The organism is Nonomuraea sp. NPDC005730 (assembly GCF_040630865.1).
Lineage (GTDB): Bacteria > Actinomycetota > Actinomycetes > Streptosporangiales > Streptosporangiaceae > Nonomuraea.
Window position 1 is genome coordinate 48,454 of sequence record NZ_JBEXYK010000001.1, and the last position, 23,240, is coordinate 71,693.

The window sequence follows — 23,240 nt, forward strand, 5'->3', positions numbered from 1 at the left end:
GAAGGCGTCCATGGGGGGCTCCATTGCGGGCGGGCGGCAGGGAGGTGTGCAGTGACCGATCCGGTCATCGCACAGGATCAGCTTGACGCTGAAGAACTCGGATGGCAGGAGCGTGCGTTGTGCGCGCAGACCGATCCGGAGGCGTTCTTCCCGGAAAAAGGCGGCTCCACCCGAGAAGCCAAGAAGGTTTGTCGATCGTGCGAGGTCCGTGCCGAGTGCTTGGAGTACGCGCTCGAACACGATGAGCGCTTCGGCATCTGGGGTGGGTTGTCGGAGCGGGAGCGCAGACGGATCAAGCGCCAGGCCGTTTAGGGGATATGAGCGAAAGGGTCACGCGGTAGCCCGCGTGGCCCTTTTTCGCGTGTGACGTCACCTGTAGGGTGGGCGCGCCTGATCAACGCTGGAGTCGCCCGCCCATGTCACGCCCCCTCGTCACCGCGATCGTCGTCGCCCATGACGGCGGGCGCTGGCTGGGGGACACGTTGCGCGCGCTGGCCGGTCAGAGCCGCAGGCCGGAGCGCGTCGCCGGCGTCGACAACGGCAGCAGGGACGGCTCGGCCGACCTGCTCGCGCAGGCGCTCGGCGCGTCCAACGTGCTCGCGCTGCCGCGCTCGGCCTCCTTCGGCGACGCGGTGGCGGAGGTGCTGGACCGGCTGCCGCCGTGCGGCCAGGACGAGTGGCTCTGGCTGCTGCACGACGACTGCGCCCCCGACCGGCGGGCGCTGGAGGCCCTGCTCATGGCGGCCGAGCAGGATCCCAAGGCGGCGGTGCTCGGCCCGAAGCTGCGCGACTGGCTCGACCGCAGGCGTCTGCTCGAACTCGGCGTGACCGTCGGCCTCACCGGGCGCAGGGACACCGGGCTGGAGCCGCGCGAGTTCGACCAGGGGCAGCACGACGGCACCCGGGAGGTGCTCTCGGTCTCCACGGCGGGCATGCTGGTCCGCCGCGACGTCTGGGAGCGGCTCGGCGGCCTCGACCCGCTGTTCCCGCTCTTCCGCGACGACCTCGACCTGTGCTGGCGGGTGCGCAACGCCGGCCACAAGGTGCTGGCCGTCACCTCGGCGGTGGCCTGGCACGCCGAGGCGGCGGCACGCAGACGGCGGCGGATCACGGTCAGCGGCGACCATCCGCGCAGGCTCGACCGGCGCAACGCGATGTTTGTCATCATGGCGAACCTGCCGTTCCGCGTGCTGCTGTGGGCGCTGCTGCGGAACCTGGCCGGGTCGGCCCTGCGCACGCTGCTGTTCCTGGTGGGCAAGCAGCCGGCGAACGCGCTGGACGAGATGGTGGCGCTGGGGTCGATCCTGGCGCACCCGGTCCGGCTGTTGAAGGCGCGCAAGGCCCGCCGCGAAGGCCGCAAAAAGGGATTTTTCCGTATAAAGCGGTTGCTGACGCCGCCGGGGGCGGCCTACCGGCGGCTGACCGACATGGTGCAGAGCTTCCTCGCCGGAGCGGGCCCCGTCGACTCCGCCGGCCGCCACCACCACTCCACCCCCGAGGACGACGAGGAGCGCGCGCCCGCCGACACCGGCGCGGTCAAGGGCTTCCTCCAGCGGCCCGGCGTCGTCCTCATGATCGCCCTGGCGGTGATCTCGCTGGCCGCCGAACGGTCGCTGCTCGGCGGCGACCGGCTGGGCGGCGGCGCGCTGGTCCCGGTCACGGGCGGCGCGGGCGACCTGTGGCGGTTCTACACCGAGGGCTTCCACGACATCGGGCTCGGCTCCACCGACTGGGCGCCGCCGTACGTGGCGCTGCTGGCGCTGGCCTCGACGCTGGCGCTCGGCAAGACGTGGCTGGCGGTGTCCGTGCTGCTGCTCGGCTCGGTGCCGCTGGCGGGGGCGTCGGCGTACCTGGCGACCCGGCACGTCATCCCGGCGGTGCCCGCGCGGGCGTGGGCGGCCGGCACGTACGCGCTGCTGCCCGTCGCGACCGGCGCGATCGCGTCCGGACGGCTCGGCACGGCGGTGGTGTTCGTGCTGGTCCCGGTGTACGCCGCGCTCGGCACCACGCTGCTGTCCGGGGAGCGGCGTCGCGCGCGGCGCGCGGCCTGGGCGCTCGGGTTGTCGCTGGCCGTGGGGACGGCGTTCGTCCCGCTGGTGTACCCGCTCTTCGCGGTGCTCGGCGTGCTGGCCGCCGTCGCGTACGGCGGGGTGCGGCGCGGCGTGGTGACCTCCATGGTGATCGCGCTCGCGGTGCCCGTCGCGTTGCTGCTCCCGTGGCTGGCCGGGCTGGTCACCGACCCGGGCCGGATCCTCCTGGAGGCGGGCCTGCACGATCCCGCCCTGGTGTCGGCCGGGCTCGCGCCGGAGTCGCTGCTCGCGCTCAGCCCGGGAGGGCCGGGGCTGCCGCCGTTCTGGGTGACGGCCGGGCTGGTGGTGACCGCGCTGGCCGCGCTGCTCATGCGCCGCCAGCGGCTGATCGTCGCGATCGGCTGGGGCGTCACGCTGTACGGCGTGCTGGCGGCCGTCCTGGTCAGCCGGATCAGCGTCGAAGGCGGGCGGGCCTGGCCCGGCGTGCCGCTGGCGTTCGCGGGGACCGGGCTGCTGGTGCTCGTGGGCCTGACCGCGCACCGGCTGGCCGAACTGCGGGCCGACGGCGGGCTGCGCAGGATCGGCGCGTCCCTGGTGGTGGCCGCGGCCGTGAGCACGCCGATCCTGGCCGCCGGTTACTGGGTGGCGTACGGGGTGCGCGGCCCGCTGACCGGCCACGCCCCCGACGTGCTGCCCGCGCTGGCCGCCTGGAGCACCCGGCACGGCGAGCGCACGCTGGTCATCAAGGGGGACGCCTTCACCGTGCTGCACGGCCGTACCCCGTTGATCGGCGAGGCCGAGCTGCCGGTCGCGTCCGAGGGACGGGCGAAGGTGGCGGACGCGGCGCGCGGCCTGGTCGGCGGCCGTGGCGGGACCGACGCCGCGACGCTGGCCCAGCACGGGATCGTCATGCTGGCCGTGGCCGCGCCGGTGCCGCCGCCGCTCGCCAGGTCGCTGGACTCCCAGCCGTCGCTGGAACGCATGAGCCTGTCGGAGGCGGGCGGCCTGTGGCGGCTGGCCGAGCCGTTCACCCGGGTGCCCGCCCAGCCGGCGGACGTCCTGCACGCGCCCTGGTTGTGGACCCAGGGCGTCCTGGCCCTGGTCGTGCTGGTCCTGGCCACGCCGGGACGCCGGGGGAGCGGCGCGGTCGAGGGCGTCGAGGCGGCCGTCCCCGTGCCCGCGGGGGTGCGATGAAGGCGTTCGTGGAGAACAGGTTCGGCCTGCTGGTGCTGGTCGTGGTGGCCCTGTCCGCCCTGTACGGCGTCGCCCTCGTCACCCGCCCGGCCGCCGTCCCGCCCAGGGCCGAGAGGTCGCAGAAGGTCGCCGTCGAGTCGGTGACCGCCGTCTGCCCCGGCGCCAAGGGGGCGCGGATGAACGTCTACCTGCCCGGACGCCTGTCCCACGAGAACATGAAGAACGCCGAGCCGTACGTGACGAACGGCCCGGGAGCCCTCGAAGCCGGATACACCACCCGGGTGACCTCGGGCGCGGCACGCGGGCTGTCCGGGGTGCGCTGCACCGAGCCGGCGCAGTCGGCCTGGCTGGCCGGCCCCGGCCCCGCGGCGGCCGACGTGATCCTGCACCTCACCAACGCCGACAAGGCCCCGGCCCAGGCCGACGTCGAGGTGTACGCGGCCGAGGGCCTGGTCTCCGGCGACATGGGCCGCGGCCTGGAGATCGCGCCCGGCGAGCACAAGGAGATCGACCTCAGGACGCTCGCACCCTCGGCCGACGTCATGGCCGTCGGCGTGACCACCGTCTTCGGCCGGGTCGCGGTCGCGGCCAGGGCGTCGATGCGCGGCGGCGGCGTGGACTGGCTGCCGCTCGCCGCGCCTCCGGCCACCCGCGTGGTGGTGCCCGGCATCCCCGGCGGCGGCGGGCGGCGCGAGCTGCTGGTCGCCGCCCCCGGCGAGAACGACGTGTCCGTGCAGGTCAAGGCGGTCAGCGAGGACGCCGAGTACGCGATGAGAGGCCGCGAGACCGTCGACGTGCCCGCGGGCAGCGTGGTCGCAGTGGACGTGACCACCGGGATCGGCGGCGAGCCGGCCGCGCTCGTGCTCACCGCGCCCGCGCCGATCGTGGCCGGGCTGGTCGCCACCGGCACCGGGCAGCGGCTGGACGTGGCGTTCACGGCGGGCACGCCCGCGCTCGACCTGGGCAGCGCGGTCGCCGGCAACGGGCCGGGCACGCGGCTGCTGTTCACCGCGCCGGACGGGCCGGGCGAGGTCAGGGTGCAGGAGGTGCCGGCGAAGGGCGCGGCGGGCAGGCCGTACGACGTGGCGGTGCCCGCCGGGCGGACCAGGGAGGTGCGGCTGCGCGGCAAGGGCGAGTTCGCCGTGGTCGTCACGCCCGTGTCGGGCCAGGTCTACGGCGGCCGGGTCATCCAGGAGCGCGAGAAGGACGGCCTGCTCGTCACCGCCCAGCCGCTCGCGCCCGCACGCGTGTGGACCGTGCTGCCGGCGCTGACCGACAGCGCCCGCGTGGTGCTGCCCGGCTGAGCCGCGGGTCAGCGGCGCTCGTCGTAACCCGGGTCGACGGTCTCGGGAGCGAGGCCGAGCAGGGTGGCGACCTGCTCGACCACAGTGTCGTGCACCATCGCGCCCAGGGTGTCGCGGTCGCGGGCGCGGGCCTCCAGCGGGCGGCGGTAGATCACCACGGCGGCCGGTGACTGGCCGCTGGCCGCGTCGGCCCGGCCGAACGGGATGGGCTCGGTGCCCATGCTCGGGCCGTCGCCCAGCTCGTCGACCGGCGGCACCTCCTCGACCGCGAACTCCACGGCGGACAGCTGTTTGTCCCACCGGGGCCGCAGCCGGTCGACGGCGTCGAGGACGAGGTCGTCGAAGCGCTCGCTGCGGGAACGGGCCATGGGGACGTGGGAGGGGGCGAGGGGGCCGCGCAGGCCACGACCGTGGCGATCGCGCCGTCTGGGACCGCGCTTTGGAGTCACCGCCCAAGTGTAAGGGCACCTGCCCGCGAACCCCCGGAACCCCCGCCCGCGTCGCCGCCGTCAGGGAGCGAGGGAGGGGAGGAGCGCCGCCAGCCGGTCGAACTGCTCAAGGATGCCCTTGGTCATCCCCGTTCCGAGCGCGAAGTCCAGGATGTCCGCCGACGGGAACCTGGCCTCCCAACGCAGCCGGGTGCGCCCGCCGAGGTCCTCGAAGGTGAGCGTCTCGACGGCCGCCGGGCCGGGCGGGCCGACGTCCGGCCGGGACGTGCGGACCAGCCGCTCCGGCGGCACGACCTCCAGGAACTCCCCGGTGAAGGCCATCCCGCCGGGACCCTGCGGAGCGATGCGCCACCGGCCGCCCGGCCGCAGGTCCATCTCCTCCACGACGGCCGTGTTCCCGTGGGGGCCGTACCAGTGGGGGATGTGCTCGGCCTCGGTCATCGCCGTCCAGAGCAGCTCGCGGGGAGCGTCGAAGACCCGCTCCATGAGCAGCACGTCGTCCTGCGCGGTCACGGTCGTGGACTCGTCGCCCAGGTCCTGTCGCGTCACTGTCGCTCACCTTCCTGTAGGCCCCGCACGTACGCGTCGAGGCGGTCGAGGCTCTGCCCGAGGAACTCGCGGTACTGCTCCATCCACGTCAGCACGTCACGCAGCGGCTCGGGCCGCAGCCGGCACGGGCGCCACTGCGCCTGCCGGCCCTGCTCCACGAGCCCCGCGAGGGCCAGCACCTTCACGTGCTTCGAGACGGCCGGCAGCGTGAGGTCGAACGGCTCGGCCAGCTCGCCGACGGTCGCCTCGCCCTCGGCCAGCCGGGCGAGGATCGCCCGCCGCGTCGGGTCGGCGAGGGCGGCGAAGGTGGCGCTCAGCTGATCGTTCCGGCTCATCACTTTCCTTGGTGGTTAATTAACTGATCTGGAAAGTACTACGCGGCCGGTGTGGCGTCAACGGCGAGGGGGCAAGGTTGTCCCTCAGGCGCGCGCATCGGCGCATGTGGGTGGAAAGCCTGCGACAGGTGTCCGAATTGTGGCGACACGCTCGTTAAGAGCGCTCAGATAGTGGCGCCTCGCACTCTTACCAGATACGGTCCCTCCGTGAGCCCCGTCCGCCGCTGTTCCCGCACCGCTTGCAGCCAGCCTGCCGTCTTCACGCTCACGTACGTATACGCCGACTCGACCGCAGTTCTCGGCCCTCTGGCGACGTACGCCGAGCCACACTGTTACGACCTGTGCGCCGAACACGCCGAGCGGCTGACCGCTCCCCGCGGTTGGGAGGTCGTCCGGCTCCCCACCGACGGCAACTCCCCCAGCTCAGACGACCTGGAGGCGCTGGCCAACGCGGTCAGGGAAGCCGCCAGGCCCACTCCGTCCGGCAGCGGCGAGCCGGTCGGCCAAGGCGTCGAGGTCGGGCGCAGGGGCCACCTGCGCGTTCTTCGGTCGGCCCAGCAGCACCGCGACCGGTAGGCTCGTTTCACACGACAAACGACCTAGGGGCGGAGCTGGAGAGTGGGCGACCTCGCCAAGATCTTCAAAGCGTACGACGTTCGCGGGGTGGTTCCCGACGAGCTCGACGAGCCGATCGCCGAGGCCGTGGGTGCGGCGTTCGTCGAGGTGACCGGAGCCGCGTCCGTCGTGGTCGCCCATGACATGCGAGAGTCCTCCGTGCCGCTGGCCGAGGCGTTCATCAGGGGCGCCCGCTCGCGCGGCGCCGACGTCGTGTTCGCCGGGCTCGGCTCCACCGACCTGCTCTACTACGCCAGCGGCAGCCTGGGCCTGCCCGGCGTGATGTTCACCGCCAGCCACAACCCGGCCCGCTACAACGGGATGAAGATGTGCCGCGGCGGCGCGGTGCCGATCGGCGGCGAGACCGGGCTGGCCGAGATCCGCGACCGCGCGGCCGAGCTGCTGGGCGCCCCCGCCACCCCGAGCGGGTCGCTGATCGAGAAGGACCTGCTGTCCGGCTACGCCGCCCACCTGCGCGGGCTGGTCGACCTGTCGGCGATCCGGCCGCTCAAGGTCGTCGCCGACGCCGGCAACGGCATGGCCGGCCACACGGTCCCGGCCGTGTTCGAGGGCCTGCCGCTGGAGCTGGTCCCGCTCTACTTCGAGCTCGACGGCAGCTTCCCCAACCACGAGGCCAACCCGCTGGAGCCGCAGAACCTCCTCGACGTGCAGCGAGCCGTCGTCGAGAGCGGCGCCGACCTGGGCCTCGCCTTCGACGGCGACGCCGACCGCTGCTGGGTGGTCGACGAGCGCGGCGCGTCCGTCTCGCCGTCGGCCGTCACCGCCCTGGTCGCCACCCGCGAGCTGGCCAAAGACCCCGACGGCACGATCATCCACAACGTGATCACCTCGCTCGGCGTGCCGGAGATCGTCCGCGAGCACGGCGGCACGCCCGTGCGCACGCGCGTCGGCCACTCCTTCATCAAGGCGGAGATGGCCCGCACCGGCGCGATCTTCGGCGGCGAGCACTCCGCCCACTACTACTTCCGCGACTTCTGGTTCGCCGACTCGGGCCTGCTCGCCGCGATGCACGTGCTGGCCGCGCTCGGCGAGCAGGAGCGCCCGTTGTCCCAGGTGGTGGCGGCCTACTCGCGCTACCACGCCTCCGGCGAGCTCAACAGCGCGGTCGCCGACCAGGGTGAGGCGCTGGCGCTCGTCCGCGCGGCCTTCGCGGGCCGCGGCGAGGTCGACGAGCTCGACGGCCTGACGATCACCGGCCCCGACTGGTGGTTCAACCTGCGCGCGTCCAACACCGAGCCGCTCCTCAGGCTGAACGCCGAGGCGGCCGACGAGAGCAAGATGAAGGCGATCAAGGACGAGGTCCTCGCCATCGTGGGAAGGGTGTCACTGTGAAGATCGACGACTGGCTGCTGGAGATCCTGGCCTGCCCGGCCTGCAAGGCGCCCCTGCGCGCCGAGGCCGAGTCCGAGGAACTGGTCTGCACGGGCTGCGGTCTGATCTACCCCGTGCGCGACGACATCCCCGTCCTGCTGGTCGATGAGGCAAGGAAGCCGTGACCTGGGAGCCCGGGCGGCTCGATGACCAGCAACACCTCACCGCGGCCGATCCGGGCGGCATGCTGCTCGCGGTCGCGGCCTCGGCCGCCCAGGTGCGCACGGGTCGCCGTGCCGCGGTCGAGGCCGGCGTCGACCGGCTGTCCGCCCAGGGCCGCCCGCGGGCCGTCGTGGTCGCGGGCATGGGCACGGCGGGCCTGACCGGTGACATCCTCGCGGCGGTGTGCGGCAACGGCGTGCCGCTGCCGATCGTGACGCTGCGGTCCTACCAGCTGCCGGGCTGGGTCGGCGCGACCGACCTGGTCATCGCCGTGTCCGCCACCGGCGACGACGACGAGACGGTCTCCGTCGCCGTCCAGGCCGTCCGGCGGGGGTGCGGGCTGCTGGCCGTCTGCCCGCCGGGCTCGCCGCTGGAGGCCGTGGCCGTGCAGGCGTCGGCGATCCACGTCCCGGTGCGGGTCGAGGGGCAGCCGAGGTCCGGGCTGTGGCTGCTGACGGTTCCGGTGATCATGGCCGCGTCCGCGCTCGGGCTGGTCACGGCCGGGCCCGAGGTGTTCGAGCGGGTGGCCGCGATCCTCGAGGACATCGCCAACCGCTGCCGTCCCTCCAGCGAGTCCTTCGTCAATCCGGGTAAGTCCCTCGCCATGGACCTGGCCGGAAGCATCCCGATGATCTGGGGTTCCTCGCCGGTGGCCTGCGCGGCGGCGTACCGGCTGGCCTGCCAGCTCAACGAGACCGGCAAGTACCCCGCGGTCTTCGGCCAGCTGCCCGAGGCCGGCCACAACCAGGTGGCGGCCCTGGAGGGGCCGCTGGCCGAGCGGGACATCTTCGCCGACGAGGCCGGGCAGACGCTCAGGCTCGTCATGCTGCGTGACGTCGAGGAGCATCCCCAGGTCACGCGGCAGCGCGAGGCGTCGTTGCGGCTCGCGCACGACCGCGACGTGCCGGTCACCGAGCTGACCGCGGAGGGCGTACATCCGCTCGAACGGCTGGCCACGCTCGTCGGCCTGGCCGACTACGCCGCGACCTACCTTGCCCTCGGCCACGCCGTCGATCCGACGCCTGTGGCCACGATCACTGAGCTTAAGGCCAGGATTTCGCAATAGGATCCCATGTCAGGCCTTTGTAGGTGATCTTTATGAGCGGAGACGTCCGGTGAGCGCGAGTGGTGGCACCAAGGCAATCATTGCGGCGCTGAGCGCCAACCTGGCGATCGCGGTGGCGAAGTTCGTGGCGGCGTTCTTCACCGGGTCGTCCTCGATGCTGGCCGAGGGCATCCACTCGGTCGCCGACTCGGGCAACCAGCTCCTGCTGCTGCTCGGCGGGAAACGGGCCCAGCGGGCCAGCGACAAGACCCACCCCTTCGGCTACGGGCGCGAGCGTTACTTCTACGCGTTCGTGGTCGCCGTCGTGCTGTTCACGATCGGCGCGGTCTTCTCGCTCTACGAGGGCTGGCACAAGATCTCCGAACCGGCCGACGTCGAGTCGCCGATCTGGGCGTTCGCGGTGCTGATCTTCGCGATCATCGCCGAGGGCTTCTCCTTCCGCACGGCGGTCAAGGAGTCCAACCCGCTGCGCGGCAAGCAGTCGTGGTTCGCCTTCATCCGCCGTTCGAAGTCGCCCGAGCTGCCCGTCATCCTGCTGGAGGACCTGGGCGCGCTGCTCGGTCTGATCTTCGCGCTGTTCGGCGTGACGATGGCCGTCATCACCGGCGACGGCGTCTGGGACGGCATCGGCACCCTCATGATCGGCGTGCTGCTGGCGATCATCGCGGTCGTGCTGGCCGTCGAGACCAAGTCGCTGCTGCTCGGCGAGGGCGCCTCGCCCGAGGTCGAGGAGCAGATCCGGGCCGCGCTGGAGGGGGCGCCCGAGGTGGCCAGGATCATCCACATGCGCACGCTGCACCTCGGCCCCGAGGAGCTGCTGGTGGCCGCCAAGATCGCGGTCGAGCACGACGACACGGCCGGCGAGGTGGCCCGCGGCATCGACGAGGCCGAGCGCCGCATCCGGGACGCCGTGCCGATCGCGCGGGTGATCTACCTGGAGCCCGACCTCGACCGGCTGCGCACGACGGCCGGCTGACGCTCGTCCCGGAGGCCGGCCGCACGACGGCCGGCTGACGCTCCTCCTGTAAGCCGGCCGCGCACGACGGCCGGCCGGCACTCGGCCCTGAGGCCGACACGCACCACGGCCGGCTGAGGCTCAGCCCCGGGGGCGCAGGAGCCTCAGGGCCTTCTCCTTCTCGAAGTCCAGGGCCCTGCGCGGCACCTGGATGCGGCCGATGCGCACGCCCAGATCGCGCACGGCCGCGGCCACCTGCGGCTCGCTCAGCACGCGCAACGCGAAGGCCAGCTCGGCGGGCGAGACGTCGAACTGTTTCTCCAGCTCCACCCCCTGCGCCACGGCGGCCAGCTCCTCGGGCCCGAATCTGCGGTGCGCGCCCCGCTCACGGACCGGCGGCAGCAGGCCCAGCGCCTCCCGGTATCGGAGCATTCGTGGGGACATGCCGAGCCGCTTGGCTGCTTCCGTGATGCGCATCCTTACATTCTTACGTCAGTTTCGCTGTCTCGGAGATGCGAGGGCGCCCGAGAGCCGCCTAAACTCGTCCGCGACAGCAATCGTGACGCGAGGGGAATCCCGATGGACTTCAAGGTCGCCGACCTTTCACTTGCCGACTTCGGCCGTAAGGAGATCCGGCTCGCCGAGCACGAGATGCCCGGCCTCATGGCGATGCGCAAGGAATACGCGGCCTCCCAGCCCCTCCGCGGCGCGAAGATCATGGGCTCCCTGCACATGACGATCCAGACGGCCGTGCTCATCGAGACGCTGGTCGCGCTCGGCGCCGAGGTCCGCTGGGTCAGCTGCAACATCTTCTCCACCCAGGACCACGCCGCCGCCGCGGTCGTCGTCGGCCCCGAGGGCACCGTCGACGACCCGAAGGGCGTCCCCGTGTTCGCCTGGAAGGGCGAGACGCTGGAGGAGTACTGGTGGTGCACCGAGCAGGCCCTCACCTGGCCCGGCGGTGACGCCCCCAACATGATCCTCGACGACGGCGGCGACGCCACGCTCCTCGTCCACAAGGGCGCCGAGTACGAGAAGGCCGGGGCCGTGCCCCCCGCCGGCGCCGACGACCCGGAGGAGTGGCACGTCATCATCGACCTGCTCACCCGCACGGTCGGCGCGGACAAGCGCTGGACCCGCATCGCCGAGAGCATCAAGGGCGTGACCGAGGAGACCACCACCGGCGTGCACCGTCTCTACGAGATGCACAAGAACGGCCAGCTGCTCTTCCCGGCGATCAACGTCAACGACTCGGTCACCAAGTCCAAGTTCGACAACAAGTACGGCTGCCGCCACTCCGTCATCGACGGCCTCAACCGCGCCACCGACGTGCTCATCGGCGGCAAGGTGGCCGTGGTCTGCGGCTACGGCGACGTCGGCAAGGGCTGCGCCGACGCGCTGCGCGGCCAGGGCGCCCGGGTCATCGTCACCGAGATCGACCCGATCTGCGCCCTCCAGGCGGCCATGGACGGCTTCCAGGTCACCACGCTGGAGGAGGTCGTCGGCATCGCCGACATCTTCGTGACCACCACCGGCAACTTCAACATCATCACCGCCGCGCACATGGCGCAGATGAAGCACCAGGCGATCGTGTCCAACATCGGCCACTTCGACAACGAGATCGACATGGCCGGCCTGGCCAAGCTGCCCGGCATCGTGAAGAACAACATCAAGCCGCAGGTCGACGAGTGGGTCTTCGCCGACGGCCACTCGATCATCGTGCTGGCCGAGGGCCGCCTGATGAACCTGGGCTGCGCCACCGGCCACCCCAGCTTCGTCATGTCCAACTCCTTCACCAACCAGGTGATCGCGCAGATCGAGCTGTTCACCAAGACGGCCGAGTACCCGATCGGCGTCTACACGCTGCCCAAGCACCTCGACGAGAAGGTCGCCCGCCTCCACCTCGACGCGCTCGGCGTCAAGCTCACCGAGCTGACCAAGGAGCAGGCGTCCTACATCGGCGTGCACGTCGAGGGCCCGTACAAGTCCGACCACTACCGCTACTGATCGGCTGGGCGGCTCCGGGAGGGTGGTCCCTCCCGGAGCCGTCCTTTTTCGCGAGGGGCTGGGCATGGATCTCTGGGAAAGCGGCGAGCGGCAGATCTCCTGGGCCGCGCGCTCGATGCCGGTGCTGACCGCCATCGGCGAGCGGTTCGCGCTCGAACGCCCGCTCGACGGGCTCAAGATCGCGGCCTGCCTGCACGTCACCGCGGAGACGGCCGTGCTCATGGGCGCCTTGAAGGCGGGGGGCGCCGAGATCGCGCTGGCCGCCTCCAACCCGCTGTCCACCCAGGACGACGTGGCCGAGGCCCTGCGGGCGTACGGGATCGCCGTGCACGCCCGGGCGGGGGTCGACCGCGCCACCTACTACCTGCACATCCACCAGGCCCTCGACCTCGGGCCCGACCTCGTGCTCGACGACGGCTGCGACCTGGTGAACATCCTGCACACCGAGCGCACCGACCTGCTCGAAGGCGTGAGCGGAGGGTGCGAGGAGACCACGACCGGCATCATCCGGCTCCGGCAGATGGCGGCCGAGCAGGCGTTGCGCTTCCCGGTCGTGGCCGTCAACGACACCCGTACGAAGCGCATGTTCGACAACCGGTACGGCACCGGGCAGTCCACCCTCGACGGGATCATGCGGGCCACCAACACCATGCTCGCCGGCCGTACGGTCGTGGTGGCCGGGTTCGGGTTCTGCGGGCGCGGCGTGGCCGAGCGGGCCAAGGGGCTCGGCGCCCGGGTCGTCGTCACCGAGATCGACGCCGTCAAGGCCCTCGATGCCACCCTGCAGGGCTACGAGGTGCGTCCCATGGCCCAGGCGGCGATGATCGGCGACCTGTTCATCACCGTGACGGGCAACCGGGACGTCATCAGGGCCGAGCACCTGTCCGTGATGAAGGACGGCGCGATCCTGGCCAACGCCGGCCACTTCGACGTCGAGATCGACGTGCGGGCCCTCGACGAGATGGCCCGCGAGGTGCACCGGGGGGTGCGCCCGAACACCGACGAGTACGTCATGCCCGACGGCAGCCGCCTGCTGCTGCTGGCCGAGGGCCGCCTGGTCAACCTGACCGCCGCCGAGGGCCATCCGGCGGCCGTCATGGACATGTCGTTCTCCGCGCAGGCGCTGGCCGTGGCCTGGCTGGCGGGGCAGCGGGCGGGCCTCGTGCCCGGCGTGTACGACGTGCCCGAGGAGATCGACCACGAGGTGGCCAAGCTCAAGCTGGCCGCCGCCGGCATCGGCATCGACACGCTGACCCCGGAGCAGGAGGACTACCTCCACTCCTGGCGGGTCGGCTCCTAGGGGAGGCTAGAGCGCCGCCTGCATCTCCTGCATGCGGCGGATCTCGGCCGTCTGGGTGACGCTGACGTCCGTGGCCAGCTCCTCGATCTTGATGTGCGAGCCCGTGGTCAGCACCCGGTCGGACATCTCGAGGGCGCCCAGATGGTGTTTGATCATCAGCTCCAGGAACCGCCGGTCGAAGTCCTTGCCCGTGGCCGCCTTCAGCGCCGCCATCTGCTCGGGCGTGGCCATGCCGGGCATGTCGCCGTGCGCCGCGTGGTGGTCGGGCACCTTCTGGTCCTGCTCCTTGAGCCAGGTGGTCATGAACTGGATCTCCGGGCCCTGGGCCGTCTTGATCCGGTCGGCCAGGCCCTTGAGCTTGACCGAGTCCGCCCTGGTGGGAGCCAGGATCGCCATGTCGAGGGCCTGCCGATGATGGACGATCATGTCCTGGACGTACGTGATGTCGGCGGCGTTGGCCGTGGGCCCGGGGACGGCGGTGGCCGCCTCGCCCGGGGCCAGCGTGCGGGCCTGCTCGCCCGGACGGCCCGGGGCGAGCACCGGCGCCGTGGAGTCGGCCCGCGGTGCGGAGGACGCGCCGTAGGAGCAGCCGGACAGGGCAATCAGCGTGCCCGCGATGACGATGAGCGCGCCGCGCACTCGGCCTCCTGACTGGCTCGGGACGAGAATGCGGACTCTAGGCCATGTATCGCCCGAACGAAAGAGGTTGAAACGGAACAAGATTTGACACATTGGACACTGGCCAGGTCCTGGGGCCGTGAGCGACGATGACGGAGATTTATGCCCCCTTTATAGGAGGACCACGGAGTGTTCACCCCCCGCAGGGCCCTCATCCTGGTCGCCGCCCTCGTGGCGGCAACGGCCGCCACACTGCCCGCCCAGGCTGCGGACATCCCGGCTCCCGGCGAGATCGTCATGAGCTCCAACATCACGCACGTCACGAACGTGCCCAAGCCGCAGGCGCTGTCCGACATCCACACCGACATGGCCTTCCAGGGCGACTACGCCTTCGTCGGCAACTACTACGGCTTCTCGATCTACAACATCAAGCAGCCGAAGAAGACGTCGCTCGTGAGCTCGGTCGTGTGCCCCGGCGGCCAGATGGACATGTCCGTCTACGGCAACCTGCTGTTCGGGTCCGTCGACTCCTCGCGTAACGACGACTCGTGCAGCAGCACCTCCCAGAGCGCCTCCGTCAAGGAGTCGTGGGAGGGCATGCGCATCTTCGACGTGAGCGACAAGTCCAACCCCAGGTACGTCAAGTCGGTCGAGACCAACTGCGGCTCGCACACGAACACGCTGGTGCCCGACCGCGCCGGCAAGAACGTCTACATCTACGTCTCCTCCTACGGCCCCAACGCGAACTACCCGGACTGCAAGCCCCCGCACGACCTGATCTCGATCATCAAGGTCCCGCTGGACAACCCGGCCGCCGCGGCCGTCATCGCGACGCCGAACCTGTTCCCCGACGGCGGCAACCCCGGCCTGCCGCTGCCGTACCCGAACGGCAAGTCGGCCACCACCGGCTGCCACGACATCACCGCCTACCCCGAGAAGGGCATCGCCGCGGGCGCCTGCATGGGCGAGGGCGTCCTGCTCGACATCTCCGACCCCGAGCAGCCCAAGGTCACGGCGAAGGTGCGCGATGACGTGAACTTCGCGTTCTGGCACTCGGCCACGTTCAACAACGAGGGCACGAAGGTCGTCTTCACCGACGAGCTGGGCGGCGGCAGCCGGGCCACCTGCAACGCGGCCATCGGCCCGAACAAGGGCGCCAACGCCTACTACGACATCGTCGGCGGGCAGCTCGTGTTCAAGGGCTACTTCAAGATCGCCCGTCACCAGGCCGACACCGAGAACTGCGTCGCGCACAACGGCTCGCTGATCCCGGTCAAGGGCCGCGACGTCATGGTGCAGGCGTGGTACCAGGGCGGCATCTCGGTGGTGGACTTCACCGACTCCGCCCACCCGCAGGAGATCGCCTACTTCGAGCGCGGGCCGGACGAGACCGCTCCGCCGCTCGACGGCGGCTTCTGGTCGGCGTACTACTACAACGGCTACATCTACGGCTCGGACTTCAACCTGGGCCTGGACGTGCTCAAGCTCAACGACCCGCGGACGAACCAGGCCAACAGCGTCAAGATGGGCCAGCTGAACGCGCAGACGCAGGGCTCGTACCCCGAGCACGGGCGCGGCGTCCCCGGCGGCAACTGACCCGCCGGCTGACCGCGCCGCCGGCTCACTGCGGCGGCGCGAACCCGCCCGGAGTCGCCCTCGGCGGCTCCGGCGCGGGCCCCGGCTGAGGCCGGTGCGGAGCTCCCAGCGGATGTGCCTGCGGATGCGGCGCCTGTGGATGCGCCTGCGGGTACGGCCCCTGCTGCGGGTACGGCCCCTGCGGCGCATACGGCCCCGGCTGTGGGTACGGCGCGTACGGCGTGGGCCGCGGCGCGCCGCCGGCTGTCAGGGCCGCGGCCTGGCGCGCGAATCGGGCCTCCTCCCGCCGCCGGCGCTCGGCCAGCACCGCGCTCAGGTACGCGTGCGGCGGCACCCCCGCGGGCGCGGCCGGCGACACGAAGGCCGCCGTCTGCGTCGCGATGCGCACCCCCATGTCGTGCTGGACCTGCGGCGTCAGGTCGTGCCAGCGCATCAGGTACTGGCGGGCGGCCTGCGCCACCTCCTCGGGAAGCTGGGAGAGCTCCAGGGTGGCGGCCCACGCGGCCAGCGGCGGCGGCATGAGGATGGCCTGCCCGCTCTCGCGCGGCCCCCGGTCGGAGATCACGATGGTCCCGGCGAAGATGTCGCCGAGCCGCTTGCCCCGCTGGGAGACCAGCGAGGAGATCAGCGCGGGCGCGCCGGAGAACATCCAGAACTCCACCAGCCCGGCCAGCCCGCGGAACAGCGCCTGCCGGAAGCGTTCTGGGCTGCCGTCGTCGGCGACCACCCGCAGGCCGAGCGCCAGCTTGCCGAGGCTGCGCCCCCTGCTGAGCGTCTCGAAGAGCACCGGGTAGCCGATCATGACCAGCACCAGCAGTACGATCATGGCCGCGCCGAGCATGGCGCCGTCCGTGACGACCGCGAACGCGCCCAGGAGCATGTACGCGCCGATCAGCACGACGAGCTGCACCGTCATGTCGATGACGAACGCCATCGCGCGCGAGGGCATCTGGGCCACCCGCACCTCGACGACGACGGCGTCCCCGGTCACAACCTCTGACATATGTGGAGCCTAACGGCAATGCCGCACTGATCGAGCGGCCACAATGGTCGGGTGGACATCGATGCGTTCGTCACGGCACACCGCCCCGTCTGGGACCGGCTCGACCACCTGGTCAAGAACCGCTCCTCGCTGACCGGCGCGGAAGTGGACGAACTGGTCGACCTCTATCAGCGGGTGTCCACGCACCTGTCCATCGTGCGCTCCTCCTCCCGTGACGCGGTGCTGGCCGGACGGCTGTCGGCGCTGGTCGCCAGGGCCAGGTCGGCGGTGACCGGCGCGCACACGCCCGCCTGGCGGGAGCTGGCCCGTTTCTTCACGGTCTCCTTCCCCGTGGTGGCCTACCGGGCGCGGTGGTGGTGGCTGGCCACGGCGCTGGCCAGCATCGCGGTCGCGTGGGTGCTGGGGGCGTGGGTGGCCGCCAACCCCGACGTGCAGGCGGCGATCGCCTCGCCGGACGAGATCGCCCAGCTCGTCGACCACGACTTCGCCGACTACTACTCCGAGCACCCCGCCGCCTCCTTCGCCAGCCACGTGTGGGTCAACAACGCCTGGGTGTCGGCCCAGGTCATCATCTACGCCATCCTGCTCGGCATCCCCATCCCGTACATCCTCTACAGCAACGCCGAGAACGTCGGCGTCTCGGCCGGGCTGATGGCCTCCAGGGGCAAGCTGGACATCTTCTTCGGCCTGATCACGCCGCACGGCCTGCTGGAGCTTACCGGCGTCTTCCTGGCCGCGGCCGTCGGCCTGCGCCTGGGCTGGACGGTGATCGACCCCGGGCCGCGCAGGCGGCTGGAGGCGCTGGCCGAGCAGGGCCGGGCGGTGATGAGCGTGGCGCTCGGGCTGGTCGTGGTGCTGTTCGTGTCGGGCCTGATCGAGGGGTTCGTGACGCCGTCCGGGCTGCCCACGGCCGTGCGGGTGGGCATCGGCGTGCTCGCCGAGGCGGCCTTCCTGGCGTACGTGATCGTCTTCGGCCGCCGAGCCCTGCGCGAGAACGAGACCGGCGACGTCGAACGCGCCCCCGACGTCGCCCCCACGGCCTAGAGCCGGCCCGCGGCCTTCAGCGCCAGGTAGGCGTCCGCCAGCGCGGGCGCGATGTCCTCGGGCGGCGCGTCCACGACCTCGACGCCGTGCCGGCGCAGCCTGGCCGTGATGCGCCGGCGCGCGAGCTGGGCCTGCTCGGCCGCCGCCGCGTCGTAGACCTCCTCGGTGCTGCCGCGCCTGGCCGCCATGGCCGCCACCCGCGGGTCGGACACGCCCGCGACCAGCACCAGGTGCCGCGAGGACAGCTGCGACAACACCGGCATCAGGCCCTCGTCGAGCGCCGCCGCGTTGAGGTCGGTGAGCAGCACGACCAGGCAACGCCGCTTGGCCCGGGACAGGACGGCGGCCACCATGCCCTGCCCGTCGGCCTCGACCAGCTCGGCCTCGATCGGCGCCATCACGTTGACCAGCGACGACAGCAGCTCGGTACGGGACGCGCCGCTCACCCACGCGCGCACCGCACGGTCGTAGGCCAGGAAGTCGACCTGGTCACCGGCCCTGGCGGCGAGCGCGGCCAGCAGCAGCGCCGCGTCCATCGACCAGTCGAGCCGCGGCCAGCCGGGGGCGGGCCGCGGGCCGGGACGTACCAGCAGCCCCGGGCCCTGCGCGGCGGCCCCGGCCAGGGGCACCGGCGCGTCGCCCACCCGGCCCGCCGACGTGCGGCCGGTGTCGAGCACGATCAGCACGCGCCGGTCGCGCTCCGGCCGCCACGTGCGCACGACCACGTCGTTGCGGCGCGCGGTGGCCCGCCAGTCGATGGACCGCACGTCGTCGCCCACCACGTACTCGCGCAGCGAGTCGAACTCGGTGCCCTGCCCGCGCACCAGCGCCGGATGCCGGCCGTCGAGCTCGCGCAGCCGCGCCAGCCTGGACGGCAGGTGCTTGCGCGACAGGAACGGCGGCAGCACCCGCACCGACCAGGGCGAACGGTGGCTGCCCTGGCGGGCGGCCAGGCCGAGCGGCCCGACCGAGCGCACGGTCACCGCCACCGACGACCGGTCCCCGCGCCTGGTCGGGTTGAGCGTGACCACGATCCTGCGCCGCTCGCCGCCCGGCACGTCGAGCTCGGCGACCCGGGGGGCGGCCCCCGCCGAGGGCGGCCAGGCGTCCCTGATCCGGCCGCGCACCCGCCGCCGGCCCGGGTTCTCCACGATCAGCTCCACCGTGGCCGTCTGCCCCAGCCGTACGAGCGTGTCGCCCGAACGGTGGAGCCGCAGCGGCCGCACGGCGCCCGCGAACACCAGGTCCACGATGACCGCGGCGGCCAGCAGCAGGCAGACCCCGGCCAGCGCGGCGCCGGGCTGCGGCGCGAGCAGCACGACCACGATCCCGGCCGCGGCGAGCAGCCCGGCGCGTCCCGTCAGAGCCATCGACGCCTCCCGGCCCTCTCGCGTGCGTCGGAGCGGGCCATCAGCGCGGGACCGGGACCGAGGCCAGGATGCCGTCGAGCAGGCCGTCGGCGGTCGCGCCCTCCAGCTCGGCCTCGGGCCGGAGCTGGACGCGGTGCCGCAGCGCGGGCCTGGCCAGCGCCTTCACGTCGTCGGGCGTCACGTAAGGGCGCCCGGACAGCCACGCCCACGCCCTGGAGGCCGCCAGCAGCGCCGTCGCCCCTCGCGGCGAGACGCCGAGCTGCAGCGACGCCGAGCTCCTGGTCGCGCGGGCCACGTCGACGATGTAGCCGAGCACCTCGGGGGCCACGTGCACCTGGGAGACCGCCTCGCGGCCGGCCGCCAGGTCCTCGGCCGTGGCCACGGGCTTGACGTCGGACAGGTCGCGCGGGTCGAAGCCGCGGGCGTGCCGTTCGAGCACCGAGATCTCGTGGTCGCGCGGCGGCAGCGGCACGGTCAGCTTGAGCAGGAACCGGTCGAGCTGGGCCTCGGGGAGCTGGTAGGTGCCCTCGTACTCGACCGGGTTCTGGGTCGCGCAGACCACGAACGGGTCGGGCAGCGGCCGGGCCGTGCCCTCCACGCTCACCTGCCGCTCCTCCATGGCCTCCAGCAGCGCCGCCTGCGTCTTGGGCGGGGTGCGGTTGATCTCGTCGGCGAGCAGCAGGTTCGTGAAGACCGGCCCCTCCCTGAACTCGAACTCGCTGGTCTTCGCGTCGTAGATCAGCGAGCCGGTCACGTCGCCCGGCATCAGGTCGGGCGTGAACTGCACGCGCTTGAAGTCGAGCGACAGGGCCGCTGAGAGAGTGCGCACCATCAACGTCTTGGCCACGCCCGGCACGCCTTCGAGCAGCACGTGCCCCCGGCACAGCAGGGCGATGACGAGCCCGGTGACCACGGCGTCCTGGCCGACCACGGCCTTGGACACCTCGGCCCGCAGCGCGCCGAGCGCCTCCCTGGCCGCCTCGCCCGAGGGGGCCACGCGGAAAGTCTCCTCAGAGTTCACTGACCTGCCTTTCGATGGAGTCCAAGTACCCGGCCAGCGCGACGAGCGCGGCGTCGTCGGCCGGCGGGGGGCCGTACAGTGCGGCGCCGACCACCTGCGGGTCGTCGGCGATCCGCGCCGCGAGGGCCGCGACCAGCTCGTGCGGCCCGGCGCCCTGGGCCAAACCCAGGCGGGGCGTGAGCCGGTCGACCGTGCCGGCGCGCAGCGAGTCGGCGGCCCGCTGCCTGGCCCTCCTGGCGCGGTAGAGCCTGCCGCGGCCCTCGACCGTCTCGGCGGCCCGCACGACGACGGGCAGCTTCTCGGTCACCACCGGCCCGAGGCGGCGCCCCCGCCAGAACGCGACGAGCGCCACGGTCAGGCAGGTCATCAGGATCGCCCACGGCACGCTCGGGGGCATCAGCTCGTACATCGACCTGCCCTCGGAGCCGGGCAGGTCGAGCGGGGGCGGATTCTCCGGGCGTACCAGCCAGGTGACGGGCCTGCCGGTGCCGACGAGGTTGAGGGCGAGGGCCGCGTTGCCGTCCTCGGGCAGGCGCAGGTTGGTCATGAACGCGCCGTCGCCGACGACCGTGGTGGTGGCGCCGTCGGGGGTGCGGTAGCTGACCAGGGAGTGACCCTCGCCCGCCGGGTAGCAGGCGGCGGCACCCGGCGGGCCGTTCAGCACCAGGCCGCCGACGTACGCGCTGCCGGCCCGCGCGGCGGCGGGCAGCGCGCACCCGGGGTCGCGGGAGCGCACGCGCGACGGCTCGCGCTCGGTGCTCGTCCCCGGGGCCAGCACGTCGAGACCCGGCAGGTCGCCGACGATCAGCCGGTCGCCGGGGATCTCGGCGAGCCGGTGCTCGTCGAGGTAGGTCAGGTCGGTGACCAGCAGCAACCGCCCGCCGCCCGCGGCCTTGGCGGCGGCCGCCTCGACCGAGTCGACCCGGTCGACCTGGACGCCCCGCGCCCGCAGCAGCTCCGCCAGCGCCTTCGACCCGGCGAGCGAGGTGTCGGCGGGGTCGAGGAAACGCGAGGGGCCACGCTGCGGGCCGAACAGCACCGCGGCCACCGCGACCAGGACGACGACCAGGCCGAGCAGGACGATCATGCGGCTCGCCCGCCAGGTGGAGCGGGCGGTGAGGGAGGTGGACGCGGAGGGCCCGGCGGCCCCCGGCGCGGAGGTGGTGACGCTCACGACGGCCCGCCTCCCACGGCGAGCGGGACGGGCCGCGCCTGGCGCAGCCGCTCGTCCAGATCGCTCATCGCCTGGTACGCGGCCTGCGTGCCGGGCACGCCGCCGTAGCTGACGTCGTCGAACGAGCGCGCGGCGGCGGCCAGCTCGGCGGCGAAGCCGGGCAGCGCCCTGCCCGCCTCGGCGGCCAGCTCGTCGGCCGTGCGGCCCGGCATGCCGTCCACCAGCGCGCGTTCCTCCAGGTCACGGGCGATGGCGCGGAGGCGTTCGCGGATGGCCTGCGTCCAGTCGCCCTCGGCGGCCAGGCGTTCGGCGGCCCTGCGGTGCTCGGCGGCGTTGAGCACGCGCTCGCCGTAGAGGCCGCCGGGGGCCATGGCGTTCCTGCGGGCGGTCCTGCGCAGCCGCCAGGCGACCAGCAGGATCACGCCCAGGAGGATCAGCGTGATCACGACGGCGGCGATGATCCCGCCGACCGGACCGCCGCCCGTCACGGCGTCGGTCAGGTCGCCGATGAACTGGACGAAAAGCCGGTAGAGCCGGTCGAACAGGGATTCCGTCTCGTATCCGGGCTTGAGGAGCTCCTCGGCCGCTCTGCGCGCCGCCTCCTCCCGGCCGGCCGGGCTCACGACCTGGCTGAGTTGGACGGGTGCCAGAGGTCGTCGGCCGAGGCGTGCACCCATCCCTGGCGCTGCTGCTCGATCGCCGCCGTCTGCAGCACGAGGTCGAACGCCTCGCCGCGCATGCGCCGGTCGGCGTAGAGCAGGCCGGAGACGCCGGCCTGGAAGGGGTAGGAGAACATCGCGCTCAGCGTCGCGCCGACGGCGATGAACACCGCCGCGACCACGGCCGAGCCCGGCGAGCCGGCGCCGAGCATGCCGATCAGCGTCCCGCCGAACGAGAACGGCACCGACAGCACCCCCGACACCAGGCCGACCAGCAGCGACGTCAGCAGCAGGATGCCGAGCACCCGCCAGAAGTCACCGGTCACCAGGTGCCACGAGCGCCGCATCGCGTCGATCGGCCCCCTGCCCTCCAGCACCACGGCGGGCGCGGCGAACGCGAAGCGCGTGGTGATGAACAGGTAGTACGGGATGAACAGCAGGACGAACAGCCCCATCACGCCGAGGGTCAGCCCGACGCCCTCGGAGGAGGAGACGTTCATCGCCAGCGCCACCACGACCAGCGTGAGGACGATCAGGGGCACGACCATCATGACGGCCATCAGCCCGACGACCCCGAACAGCGCCGGGAGCCGGCCCTTGCTGAGGCGCCAGGCCTCGGCGGCGGTGATGTTGCCGCCGAAGACGGCCCGGCCGAGGATGCGCGTCAGCACGCCGGTCAGCACCGTGACCACGACGAACTGGATCGCGTACGAGACCAGCATGCCGCCGTACTGGGCGACGATGCCGTAGAAGCTGTCGAGACCGGCGGAGGCGGCCTGCGGGTCGTCGAGGATGTCGCCCATCGAGCCGAACATGACCGCCTGCCCCACGGCCAGCGGCACCGCGCCGAGCAGGGCGGCGACGGCGGACAGGCCGAGCACGGCCTTGGGGTTGGACCTGATCAGCTTGATCGTGCCGTCGAGGATGTCGCCGAGCCCCAGCGGCCGCAGCGGGATGATGCCGGGCCGCAGCGCGGGCGGCGGCATGTAGCCGTAGCCGGGCTGCTGGTAACCGGGCTGGGGATGGCCGGGCTGCGGATGACCGGACTGCGGGTGGCCCGGCTGGGGGTAGGGTGGCTGAGGCCCCGGCGGGCCGTAGGGCGGCGGCTGGGGGGCTTCGCCCTGCGGCTCGTACGGTTGGCCGTACGGCGTCTGCGTGGGCGATCCCGGCGCGGTCCACGGTGAAGCCTGCGGGGCGCTGTAGGGCGGGGGCTGTTCAGCAGACCAGCCTGGGGGCGTCTCGGGCGTGCGTCCGTGACCGTCTGACATATCCCAATCCTGGCACGCTGGGCGGGTGGCTGGTGTCACCGAGGTGATTCGCCGGCTCATCTTGCCCTCATTTATCGGCGAAACGGGGCAAGGAAGGCAGCCGGGGATGGCCGAAAGTCGCTCCGTTAC

Annotated in this window: 23 protein-coding genes; 12 read left to right on the forward strand and 11 right to left on the reverse strand. The window is 72.5% G+C overall.

All coding sequences use genetic code 11. From position 1 onward, the window contains the following. Positions 1-51 precede the first annotated feature (51 nt). From ABZ444_RS00230 to ABZ444_RS00240, 3 genes are all read left to right on the forward strand, one after another. On the forward strand, positions 52-312 hold the full coding sequence (locus ABZ444_RS00230) for a WhiB family transcriptional regulator (protein ID WP_020546325.1): 261 nt from the start codon (positions 52-54) through the stop codon (positions 310-312). A gap of 104 nt (positions 313-416) precedes the next feature. After that, positions 417-3,224 (forward strand): glycosyltransferase family 2 protein, encoded by a 2,808-nt coding sequence (locus tag ABZ444_RS00235; protein WP_357990483.1) that lies wholly within the window; start codon positions 417-419, stop codon positions 3,222-3,224. Next, on the forward strand, positions 3,221-4,528 hold the full coding sequence (locus ABZ444_RS00240; RefSeq protein ID WP_357990486.1) for a DUF5719 family protein: 1,308 nt from the start codon (positions 3,221-3,223) through the stop codon (positions 4,526-4,528). The genes ABZ444_RS00235 and ABZ444_RS00240 overlap by 4 nt, the downstream gene beginning before the upstream one ends. Positions 4,529-4,536: 8 nt before the next feature. Here the strand turns inward: ABZ444_RS00240 and ABZ444_RS00245 are convergent, their stop codons facing one another. The 3 genes from ABZ444_RS00245 to ABZ444_RS00255 form a co-directional block, all read right to left on the reverse strand. Continuing rightward, on the reverse strand, positions 4,537-4,896 hold the full coding sequence (locus ABZ444_RS00245; protein ID WP_357990489.1) for a metallopeptidase family protein: 360 nt from the start codon (positions 4,894-4,896) through the stop codon (positions 4,537-4,539). Between the two features lie 141 nt (positions 4,897-5,037). Next, entirely contained in the window at positions 5,038-5,526 is a 489-nt protein-coding gene (locus tag ABZ444_RS00250) for an SRPBCC domain-containing protein (protein ID WP_357990492.1), read from the reverse strand. Then, positions 5,523-5,861: a metalloregulator ArsR/SmtB family transcription factor gene (locus tag ABZ444_RS00255; protein WP_357990495.1), complete on the reverse strand. Its 339-nt coding sequence runs from the start codon at positions 5,859-5,861 to the stop codon at positions 5,523-5,525. The genes ABZ444_RS00250 and ABZ444_RS00255 overlap by 4 nt, the downstream gene beginning before the upstream one ends. A 207-nt stretch (positions 5,862-6,068) precedes the next feature. Here ABZ444_RS00255 and ABZ444_RS00260 point away from each other — a divergent pair, with 207 nt between their 5' ends. From ABZ444_RS00260 to ABZ444_RS00280, 5 genes are read left to right on the forward strand one after another with little or no spacing between them, the layout of a single operon-like run. Next, the gene (locus tag ABZ444_RS00260; RefSeq protein WP_352323386.1) at positions 6,069-6,437 is read left to right on the forward strand and encodes a DUF3499 domain-containing protein; all 369 of its coding nucleotides are present in this window, start codon (positions 6,069-6,071) and stop codon (positions 6,435-6,437) included. Between the two features lie 42 nt (positions 6,438-6,479). Then, on the forward strand, positions 6,480-7,829 hold the full coding sequence (locus tag ABZ444_RS00265) for a phosphomannomutase/phosphoglucomutase (RefSeq protein WP_357990498.1): 1,350 nt from the start codon (positions 6,480-6,482) through the stop codon (positions 7,827-7,829). Beyond that, a complete protein-coding gene (locus tag ABZ444_RS00270; RefSeq protein ID WP_357990501.1) occupies positions 7,826-7,993 on the forward strand; it encodes a Trm112 family protein in 168 nt (55 codons plus the stop codon). Before ABZ444_RS00265 ends, ABZ444_RS00270 begins: the two co-directional genes overlap by 4 nt. Further along, on the forward strand, positions 7,990-9,096 hold the full coding sequence (locus ABZ444_RS00275; protein ID WP_357990504.1) for an SIS domain-containing protein: 1,107 nt from the start codon (positions 7,990-7,992) through the stop codon (positions 9,094-9,096). Before ABZ444_RS00270 ends, ABZ444_RS00275 begins: the two co-directional genes overlap by 4 nt. A gap of 49 nt (positions 9,097-9,145) precedes the next feature. After that, positions 9,146-10,072, forward strand: a complete 927-nt coding sequence (locus ABZ444_RS00280; RefSeq protein ID WP_357970234.1) for a cation diffusion facilitator family transporter — start codon at positions 9,146-9,148, stop codon at positions 10,070-10,072. 120 nt (positions 10,073-10,192) lie between these two features. Here ABZ444_RS00280 and ABZ444_RS00285 read toward each other — a convergent pair whose 3' ends face one another. Further along, positions 10,193-10,528: a MerR family DNA-binding transcriptional regulator gene (locus tag ABZ444_RS00285; protein ID WP_357970237.1), complete on the reverse strand. Its 336-nt coding sequence runs from the start codon at positions 10,526-10,528 to the stop codon at positions 10,193-10,195. Positions 10,529-10,630: 102 nt separating this feature from the next. Here ABZ444_RS00285 and ahcY point away from each other — a divergent pair, with 102 nt between their 5' ends. After that, complete coding sequence (ahcY, locus tag ABZ444_RS00290) at positions 10,631-12,058, forward strand: adenosylhomocysteinase (protein ID WP_357990508.1); 1,428 nt, start codon at positions 10,631-10,633, stop codon at positions 12,056-12,058. Between the two features lie 64 nt (positions 12,059-12,122). Beyond that, a complete protein-coding gene (locus ABZ444_RS00295) occupies positions 12,123-13,358 on the forward strand; it encodes an adenosylhomocysteinase (protein WP_357990511.1) in 1,236 nt (411 codons plus the stop codon). Between the two features lie 6 nt (positions 13,359-13,364). Here ABZ444_RS00295 and ABZ444_RS00300 read toward each other — a convergent pair whose 3' ends face one another. Further along, positions 13,365-13,997 carry a DUF305 domain-containing protein gene (locus tag ABZ444_RS00300; RefSeq protein WP_357990514.1) on the reverse strand — a complete coding sequence of 211 codons (633 nt, stop codon included), beginning with the start codon at positions 13,995-13,997 and terminating at the stop codon, positions 13,365-13,367. Positions 13,998-14,165: 168 nt separating this feature from the next. Between ABZ444_RS00300 and ABZ444_RS00305 the strand changes: the two genes are divergently transcribed. Continuing rightward, complete coding sequence (locus tag ABZ444_RS00305; protein WP_357990517.1) at positions 14,166-15,572, forward strand: hypothetical protein; 1,407 nt, start codon at positions 14,166-14,168, stop codon at positions 15,570-15,572. 25 nt (positions 15,573-15,597) lie between these two features. Here the strand turns inward: ABZ444_RS00305 and ABZ444_RS00310 are convergent, their stop codons facing one another. After that, complete coding sequence (locus ABZ444_RS00310; protein WP_357990520.1) at positions 15,598-16,575, reverse strand: RDD family protein; 978 nt, start codon at positions 16,573-16,575, stop codon at positions 15,598-15,600. Between the two features lie 51 nt (positions 16,576-16,626). On the opposite strand from ABZ444_RS00310, the gene ABZ444_RS00315 reads away from it, so the two are divergent. After that, positions 16,627-17,619, forward strand: coding sequence for a stage II sporulation protein M (locus tag ABZ444_RS00315; protein ID WP_357990522.1), 993 nt, complete (start codon positions 16,627-16,629; stop codon positions 17,617-17,619). On the opposite strand, the gene ABZ444_RS00320 is transcribed toward ABZ444_RS00315, so the two are convergent. Genes ABZ444_RS00320 through ABZ444_RS00340 form a run of 5 tightly spaced genes read right to left on the reverse strand, consistent with a single transcriptional unit; the run spans position 17,616 to position 23,111 of the window. Continuing rightward, positions 17,616-18,989 (reverse strand): DUF58 domain-containing protein, encoded by a 1,374-nt coding sequence (locus ABZ444_RS00320; protein WP_357990525.1) that lies wholly within the window; start codon positions 18,987-18,989, stop codon positions 17,616-17,618. The two genes, ABZ444_RS00315 and ABZ444_RS00320, sit on opposite strands and share 4 nt — an antisense overlap. Before the next feature lie 40 nt (positions 18,990-19,029). Further along, entirely contained in the window at positions 19,030-19,986 is a 957-nt protein-coding gene (locus ABZ444_RS00325) for a MoxR family ATPase (protein WP_357970258.1), read from the reverse strand. A 13-nt stretch (positions 19,987-19,999) separates the two neighbouring features. Beyond that, positions 20,000-21,184, reverse strand: coding sequence for a DUF4350 domain-containing protein (locus tag ABZ444_RS00330; RefSeq protein WP_357990527.1), 1,185 nt, complete (start codon positions 21,182-21,184; stop codon positions 20,000-20,002). Next, on the reverse strand, positions 21,181-21,807 hold the full coding sequence (locus tag ABZ444_RS00335) for a DUF4129 domain-containing protein (RefSeq protein ID WP_357990530.1): 627 nt from the start codon (positions 21,805-21,807) through the stop codon (positions 21,181-21,183). Before ABZ444_RS00335 ends, ABZ444_RS00330 begins: the two co-directional genes overlap by 4 nt. Further along, on the reverse strand, positions 21,804-23,111 hold the full coding sequence (locus ABZ444_RS00340; protein WP_357990532.1) for a glycerophosphoryl diester phosphodiesterase membrane domain-containing protein: 1,308 nt from the start codon (positions 23,109-23,111) through the stop codon (positions 21,804-21,806). The genes ABZ444_RS00335 and ABZ444_RS00340 overlap by 4 nt, the downstream gene beginning before the upstream one ends. Positions 23,112-23,240 lie beyond the last annotated feature (129 nt).

Excerpts from the sequence above, each read along its gene's own strand:
- ABZ444_RS00235 (WP_357990483.1), top strand. The coding sequence starts at position 417 with ATGTCACGCCCCCTCGTCACCGCGATCGTCGTCGCCCATGACGGCGGG.
- ABZ444_RS00240 (WP_357990486.1), top strand. The coding sequence starts at position 3,221 with ATGAAGGCGTTCGTGGAGAACAGGTTCGGCCTGCTGGTGCTGGTCGTG.
- ABZ444_RS00245 (WP_357990489.1), bottom strand. The coding sequence starts at position 4,896 with ATGGCCCGTTCCCGCAGCGAGCGCTTCGACGACCTCGTCCTCGACGCC.
- ABZ444_RS00255 (WP_357990495.1), bottom strand. The coding sequence starts at position 5,861 with ATGAGCCGGAACGATCAGCTGAGCGCCACCTTCGCCGCCCTCGCCGAC.
- ABZ444_RS00285 (WP_357970237.1), bottom strand. The coding sequence starts at position 10,528 with ATGCGCATCACGGAAGCAGCCAAGCGGCTCGGCATGTCCCCACGAATG.
- ahcY (WP_357990508.1), top strand. The coding sequence starts at position 10,631 with ATGGACTTCAAGGTCGCCGACCTTTCACTTGCCGACTTCGGCCGTAAG.
- ABZ444_RS00295 (WP_357990511.1), top strand. The coding sequence starts at position 12,123 with ATGGATCTCTGGGAAAGCGGCGAGCGGCAGATCTCCTGGGCCGCGCGC.
- ABZ444_RS00310 (WP_357990520.1), bottom strand. The coding sequence starts at position 16,575 with ATGTCAGAGGTTGTGACCGGGGACGCCGTCGTCGTCGAGGTGCGGGTG.
- ABZ444_RS00320 (WP_357990525.1), bottom strand. The coding sequence starts at position 18,989 with ATGGCTCTGACGGGACGCGCCGGGCTGCTCGCCGCGGCCGGGATCGTG.
- ABZ444_RS00340 (WP_357990532.1), bottom strand. The coding sequence starts at position 23,111 with ATGTCAGACGGTCACGGACGCACGCCCGAGACGCCCCCAGGCTGGTCT.